General features: G+C 42.1%; 9 protein-coding genes, 1 pseudogene and 1 other annotated feature. Of the genes and pseudogenes, 2 read left to right on the plus strand and 8 right to left on the minus strand.

Features of this window, described 5'->3' with window-relative positions; genetic code table 11:
• Positions 1–609: pseudogene (locus tag ACLOR3_RS06620) on the plus strand (IS3 family transposase); the annotation flags it as partial.
• Positions 610–658: 49 nt separating this feature from the next.
• On the opposite strand, the gene ACLOR3_RS06625 reads toward ACLOR3_RS06620, so the two are convergent.
• From ACLOR3_RS06625 to ACLOR3_RS06640, 4 genes are all read right to left on the minus strand, one after another.
• On the minus strand, positions 659–898 hold the full coding sequence (locus tag ACLOR3_RS06625) for a zinc-ribbon domain-containing protein (RefSeq protein WP_411400666.1): 240 nt from the start codon (positions 896–898) through the stop codon (positions 659–661).
• A 73-nt stretch (positions 899–971) separates the two neighbouring features.
• A complete protein-coding gene (locus ACLOR3_RS06630; protein ID WP_042361384.1) occupies positions 972–1,316 on the minus strand; it encodes a rhodanese-like domain-containing protein in 345 nt (114 codons plus the stop codon).
• A 38-nt stretch (positions 1,317–1,354) separates the two neighbouring features.
• Positions 1,355–1,573 carry a YqgQ family protein gene (locus ACLOR3_RS06635; RefSeq protein WP_006596794.1) on the minus strand — a complete coding sequence of 73 codons (219 nt, stop codon included), beginning with the start codon at positions 1,571–1,573 and terminating at the stop codon, positions 1,355–1,357.
• Positions 1,574–1,695: 122 nt separating this feature from the next.
• Positions 1,696–2,223, minus strand: a complete 528-nt coding sequence (locus ACLOR3_RS06640; protein WP_006596795.1) for a Dps family protein — start codon at positions 2,221–2,223, stop codon at positions 1,696–1,698.
• Positions 2,224–2,376: 153 nt separating this feature from the next.
• Between ACLOR3_RS06640 and ACLOR3_RS06645 the strand changes: the two genes are divergently transcribed.
• Complete coding sequence (locus ACLOR3_RS06645; RefSeq protein WP_411400669.1) at positions 2,377–3,036, plus strand: prepilin peptidase; 660 nt, start codon at positions 2,377–2,379, stop codon at positions 3,034–3,036.
• 6 nt (positions 3,037–3,042) lie between these two features.
• Here the strand turns inward: ACLOR3_RS06645 and trpB are convergent, their stop codons facing one another.
• The 4 genes from trpB to ACLOR3_RS06665 form a co-directional block, all read right to left on the minus strand.
• Positions 3,043–4,230: a tryptophan synthase subunit beta gene (gene trpB, locus ACLOR3_RS06650; protein ID WP_154852183.1), complete on the minus strand. Its 1,188-nt coding sequence runs from the start codon at positions 4,228–4,230 to the stop codon at positions 3,043–3,045.
• 124 nt (positions 4,231–4,354) lie between these two features.
• Positions 4,355–4,590: a binding site (T-box leader), on the minus strand.
• A gap of 77 nt (positions 4,591–4,667) precedes the next feature.
• A complete protein-coding gene (locus ACLOR3_RS06655; RefSeq protein ID WP_411400671.1) occupies positions 4,668–5,201 on the minus strand; it encodes a VanZ family protein in 534 nt (177 codons plus the stop codon).
• On the minus strand, positions 5,179–6,267 hold the full coding sequence (gene rlmN, locus ACLOR3_RS06660) for a dual-specificity RNA methyltransferase RlmN (RefSeq protein WP_411400673.1): 1,089 nt from the start codon (positions 6,265–6,267) through the stop codon (positions 5,179–5,181). The genes ACLOR3_RS06655 and rlmN overlap by 23 nt, the downstream gene beginning before the upstream one ends.
• 18 nt (positions 6,268–6,285) lie before the next feature.
• On the minus strand, positions 6,286–6,699 hold a 414-nt coding region (locus ACLOR3_RS06665; protein WP_412037088.1), incomplete at its 5' end, for a YutD family protein.

Consider the following 6,699-nt stretch of genomic DNA (forward strand, 5'->3'; position numbering starts at 1 on the left):
TTACGTACCGAGGTGGCTTACTTAAAAAAGTTAAAAGAGCTAGAAGGCAGGGACGAAGCCTTACAACGAGAAAGGCAGAGACAATTAGAGAAATGGCTTCAGGAGGATTTCGACTAGATTTACTTCTTGAAGTGGCTCGTTTACCTCGCTCAACTTACTACTATCAGTTGAAGCAACTGGATAGGCTTGACAAAGATAAAGATCTTAAAGCTGAAATTCAATCTATTTTTACTGAGCACAAAGGAAATTATGGCTATCGCCGAATGACTCTTGAATTGAGAAATCGTGGTTATGTGGTCAATCACAAAAGAGTTCAACGCCTGATGAAGGTCCTTGGTTTAAGTGCTCGAATTCGTCGTAAACGGAAGTATTCTTCATACCAAGGAGAGATTGGTAAGAAAGCAGTCAACCTTATTCAACGGCATGATGGAATCTTTCTTTGGCATTTTGAAATCAGAATTATTTTATGGTTACGAGAATACATTTAAGTCGCTTAACCAATTGGAACAAGCTATTGTAGAATATATTGATTATTGCAACAACAAACGAATTAAGGTAAAACTAAAAGGACTCAGTCCTGTACAGTACAGAACTAAATCCTTTGGATAAATTAATTATCTAACTTTTTGGGGTCAGTACACTGATAACCTATCTTTTATTAATAGTTTAGATATTGTTCAATTTCGGATTTTTGGATTTCTTTTCCGTAGTGACAAATCGGGCAAGAAAGGAAATAAGTTTTACCGTAAGGAAAGAGCGGAATCCAGTAAAGAGTATACTTGCGTCCGTATTCCGTAATTTCCCAAGTACCAACATTGTTACAATGGCCACATTCGATAGCAGTTTGTGTATGTCCCAATAATTTTTGGTAACCTTTTGAACCCCAAAATAGAATCATTTTATAATCTCCTTAAAATTAATATCATTTTATGATGGCGCATCAAGCGTCTTTAGCAAAATGTTCCTTGATTTTAACTAGTCTTGACTTTCCCATCCCATGAATCCAAACCATAGGACAAGATATAGATATCTTTATAGCCCTGTTTTTTCAAGAAGAGAGCCGCATTGGTCACACGGGACCCACGACTGTTTTCATAGAGCAAGACTGGTTTATCTTTGCGAAGAGCAGACAGACTCACTTTTAACTGGTTAGAAGGAATATTCCGAGCTCCCAAAATATGCTTAGCGTGGAACTCATTTGGATCGCGCAAGTCCACTAATTGGCCTTTGCGGATCAATTCTTCAAACTCTGCATTGTCCACAATTTTTGCAGCCCGACGGATACGGAAGTAATTGTAGCCCATCCAGCCAAACATTCCTAAAACAATCAACCATACTAAAATATTTGTTAAACTCACTTTTCTTTTTCCTCTTCTAAATAACGTAATTCCTGTGCGTGTTCTCTACGTAAGACAGCTTCTGCTTCTAGATAATCCAATTTTTCCATCAGCCCAGCGTCATAGATTCTTTTTAATTCAATCTTCATCAATTCGATGTCGTAAAGTCGTTTTCCGACATAAATGATGATTCCAAATTTTTTCAGAAATTGTTGAACATCGTACAGGGTTTTCATGTGCTTATTCTATCAAATCTTTCAAGTATTTTCAAGATGGCCCCTGTTTTATTTACAGGAAAAATCACTTCCAAACAAAATGAGCCTCCCAAGCAAGGAAGGCTCGTTTGTTTATTTTCAGATTACAAACCTGGTGCTTGACCTAATTCAGCGGCAATCATCCAGATATGTTTTTCCAATTCAGCTTTTGCACCAACAAAGATATCGTTGGTCACGTCATCTCCTTCAGCATCTGTGATATCCAAGGCTTTTTGATAAAGACTTACCAAGTAGCGGAAGATAGAAAGAACACGTCCCAAATTTTCTTCCATAGAGCGTTCGAATGAACCTTTTTCTTCTTGGATGTTGCTGTGTTCCAAGAACTCAACCATGCTAGCGTATGGGGCACCACCCAAGGTAATCAAGCGTTCACTCACTTCATCAAGAGTCGCATCCAAGCTTTCCATGTACTCATCCATTTTTGGATGCCATACGAGGAAACCACGGCCACGCATATACCAGTGCACTTGGTGCAAGGCAATATGAGCGACATAAAGGTCTGCCACCACTTGATTCAAAACCGCTTTTGTATCGGTTAAACTCTTGCTTACTTCGCTGATTGTTGCAAATGTTGCTACGTCTTTTGCTGCTTCTTTTTTAATTGTTGTCATAACTAAATTCTCCTTTTTTAGAATTATTCTAATTTAGTTATATTATAATCCTTCTAATTAAGAAATGCAAGAGAAAATGCTTAAATAAGAAAAGTTAGAAAATTGTTTCAGTTCTAATCGTTATTCGTCATCTTTTTTACGAATTATATAAGTATGATTAACTTTTATTTTTTTACAGTCGGTGCCTGCATCGCCTCCTTTTTAGGGCTTGTGATCGACCGCTTTCCAGAAAGCTCCATCATCTGTCCGAGAAGCCACTGCGATCATTGCCAACAGACCTTAAGACCTCTGGACCTGATTCCCATTCTCTCACAAGTACTTTTTCGATTCCGTTGTCGCTACTGCCAGAGTCCTCTTCCTTATTGGTATGCCCTTTTTGAAGGCTGGAGTGGCCTCCTTTTTTTGCTATGCTATCAGGGCTTTCTTCCCATTCCTCATCTCCTGCTTCTGCTTGGCAGTTGTGTTTTGGCTATCTATGATTTGCGTTCCATGGAGTACCCTCTCCTTCTCTGGCTAATACTCCACACTCTTTGCCTACTTTTCACCGGCCCTACCCTCTTGATGGGAGTCTTTCTCTTCTTAGGAATTCTATCTTGTCTTTACTCCATTGGCATTGGAGCAGGGGACTTTCTCTTACTGGCTACTTTTTCTTTGACCCTCTCAGCTACCCAAGTCCTCCTAGTCATGCAAGGGGCTTCCCTCATTGGTCTCCTGGTCTTTCTCTTTAAAAAAGAAAAAGACCGGATTCCTTTCGTTCCCTGTCTTTTTCTGAGTTATCATGCTTTACTCTTTTTTACAATTTTTAGCAGATAAGATTGTTTAGTTTGTAGCTTTCGCTTCTAGATAATCTGCAATAGCAGCTACGTCCTTATCCCCACGTCCTGAAACATTGATGATGATAATCTTGTCTTTGTCCAATTGTGGAGCGCGTTTAACCGCTTCTGCAATCGCATGGGAACTTTCAATAGCTGGGAGGATCCCTTCTGTCTTACTGAGAAGAAGAAGAGCTTGAACTGCTTCATCATCTGTCGCAGCTACATATTCGACACGACCAGAGTCTTTAAAGAAAGCATGCTCTGGACCAACCCCTGGGTAGTCCAAACCAGCAGAGATCGAGTACACTGGCGCTACTTTTCCATCTTCTCCAAAGACAGCATAGGTCTTCATGCCATCGACAACTCCAACAGTCCCCTTGGTCATGGTCGCTGCGTGCTGATCAGTATCCAAACCATGGCCTGCTGCTTCAACTCCGACCAATTTGACTGCTTCATCACCTACATATTGGGAGAAGGCACCAATGGCATTGGATCCCCCACCAACACAGGCAATGACATAATCCGGCAAACGCCCTTCTTTTTCCAAGATTTGGCGTTTAGATTCTTCACTGATCACCTTTTGGAATTCATGCACAATGGTTGGGTAGGGGTGAGGTCCAACAGCAGACCCCAAAACGTAAAAAGCATCCAGATCCGCCATCCATGCTCCAAAAGCAGCATCAACAGCGTCTTTCAAGGTCTTTGTACCTGTTTCAACCGCATGGACGGTTGCCCCCATCATTTCCATGCGGAAGACATTGAGACGTTGGCGTTCCACATCTTCTGCTCCCATGTAGACATCACAGGCCATGCCAAACTTAGCTGCCGCAGCTGCTGTAGCTACACCGTGTTGACCAGCTCCTGTTTCGGCAATCACGCGCGTTTTGCCCATGCGTTTGGCCAAGAGGATTTGCCCCAAGACGTTATTTAACTTGTGCGAACCTAGGTGATTCAGATCTTCGCGCTTCAAATAAATTTTTGCCCCACCTAAATGTTCTGTCAAACTTTCCGCAAAGTAGAGTGGTGTTTCCCGACCAGAATAATCTTTCAAATAATGTTTGTATTCTGCGATAAATTCTGGGTCATTTTTGTATTGTTCAAAAGTTGCCTCTAATTGATCCAGCAAGTTTTGAATGGGTTCTGGTACGAAAGATCCACCAAATTGTCCGAAATAGCCTTTAGTTTCTGTCATGATTGTGTCCTCTTTTCTATATTTTCAATCCTGTTTATGATCTTTTTTCTCTCTCGATGGTCCTTTGAGCTGCAGTCTCACTGGATCCCTTTGAGATACAAAAAACCTCACACAGAAAAATCTGTGTGAGGACGATTCGATACCGCGGTGCCACCTCAATTGTAGGAAGACATTCTTTCTCCTACATCTCTGACCTGTCTAACAACAGGGTGCACGATAAGGTGTGCTCACCGAATTTTTATTGTTTCAAATTCATCATCATAAACGCATCAGCCCATTTCAAGATTCACCACTGCTTGTTCGCAATCACCACAAGCTCCCTGGAAGTGAGAAAAACCTCTACTTTTCTGATGTCTTGAAGCTATTATAGCTCCCGCTTCTGACTTTGTCAACCTAAAATTTGAAATCGTATTCAATCGTTCGGATTTTAGTCCAAACTAAGATAGATTATCCTTACCCATAGAAGCTTGCACCCATTTAAAACACAGATAGGCTAGGTAGCCTCCCAGAGTATTGGTCCACAGATCATCTATCTCAAACACCCGATTGAAATCAAACAAGAGGTCTAACACAATCTGACTAAGCTCGATCCACACACTCATCCCTAGACTAAAGCAAAGGACGCGTTTCCTAGTACCTAGCCAAGGCCAAAGCCACAGCAGTTGAAAAACCAAAGGGAACAAGAGAAAGATATTGGCTATATTCTGTACAAACACCTTGATCAGCTGGAGCAGACTGGTCACTTGACCTAGGTTGATGAGAGAATTAAAGGGAATCAGTAATACGACTACACGACCAAAATGCTGAATCCCAGGTGTTTCCATCCCTGGTTCAGGCCGCTGGGGAAGAAAACACAGGAGACAGAGCAGGACAAAATAGAAGAAACTGCCACCTAGTAGCAGTTGTCTTCCTTTTTTTGTTAATTGCCCTTCTTCTATCAGCCAGTTGTTACGGTTGAGCTTCTTCAACAATGGCTTTCTCCCGGTCTCTCTTCATCGTATTAGAACGCAATTGTCCACAAGCGGCATCGATATCTGTTCCATGCTCTTGACGAACCACGCAGTTGACTCCATTTTTCTTCAAGGTGTCATAGAAGGCCATCACTCGCTCTCTTGGACTCCGGCTATATTGGTCATGCTCACTAACTGGGTTGTAAGGGATCAAGTTGACATAAGATAGCTTCTTGATATTTTTGAGGAGTTCTGCCAATTCCAAGGCTTGCTCGACACCATCATTGACTTCGTTGAGCATGATGTACTCGAAGGTCACCCGACGGTTGGTCGTTTCGATATAGTACTCAATGGCCGCAAATAATTTCTCAATCGGGAAGGCCCGGTTGATTTTCATGATGCTAGAACGCAAGTCATTGTTTGGAGCATGAAGGGATACTGCCAAGTTGACCTGAACCCCTTCATTGGCAAAGTCACGAATCTTATGAGCCAAGCCAGACGTTGAAACGGTAATATGACGGGCACCGATAGCCAGCCCCTTGTCATCATTAACCGTACGGACAAAGCTTAAGACATTCTTGTAGTTGTCAAACGGCTCACCAATTCCCATCACAACGATATGGCTGACACGTTCATCTTGTCCACGTTCGTCAAAGTATTTTTGAACCAACATGATTTGGGCAACGATTTCCCCGCTGTTCAAATCGCGTTGCTTCTTGATCAAACCAGATGCACAGAAGGTACAGCCGATGTTGCACCCTACCTGAGTGGTGACACAGACTGACAAGCCATAATGTTGACGCATCAAAACTGTCTCGATCAACATGCCATCTGGCAATTCAAAGAGGTATTTGACAGTCCCATCTGCCGACTCTTGAACGATCCGTTGTTTCAAAGGATTAATCACGAACTGGTCGTTCAAGGTTTCAATCAAGTCCTTCGATAGGTTGGTCATTTCTTCGAATGACTGGACGCGTTTCCGATAGAGCCATTCCCAGATTTGGGTCGCTCGAAATTTCTTTTCACCATTTTCTTCTGCCCACTCGATCAGTTCTTGTCGAGTCAAGCCATAAATTGAAGGTTTCATCTTATCTCTTTTCTCTCTTTACTTTTGACGGATGACAAAGTGGCGTTCTTGCTCACCCTGTGCATCTTTTTTTCTAGACCGCTGACGGTTCTTTTTCTTTGGTTGAGAAGTCTTTTGTTTTTGCTCTTGTTCACGTTCTCGTGACTGATTTTTAGAACGATTCCGGCGATTTTGACGACCGCCACGCTTAGCAGAACGATTCCCCTCTTCCTGTTGTTTAGGAGAAGATTTCTTGTCAAAGGATGCTCGACGGGGTTCTGCATTTTCTAGGACAAAATAAGCACAGCCATAGCTACAGTATTCTAATAAATAATCTTCCAGACGGCTGATTTTCTCTGCATCTGTGACAGGGCGATCATCTTTATAGAAGCCACGTAGACGCAACTGTTCATTGCTCCAATCACCGACAATGTAATCAAATTTGGTCAAAAC

The organism is Streptococcus intestinihominis (genome assembly GCF_046824975.1).
Taxonomy (GTDB): Bacteria; Bacillota; Bacilli; order Lactobacillales; family Streptococcaceae; genus Streptococcus.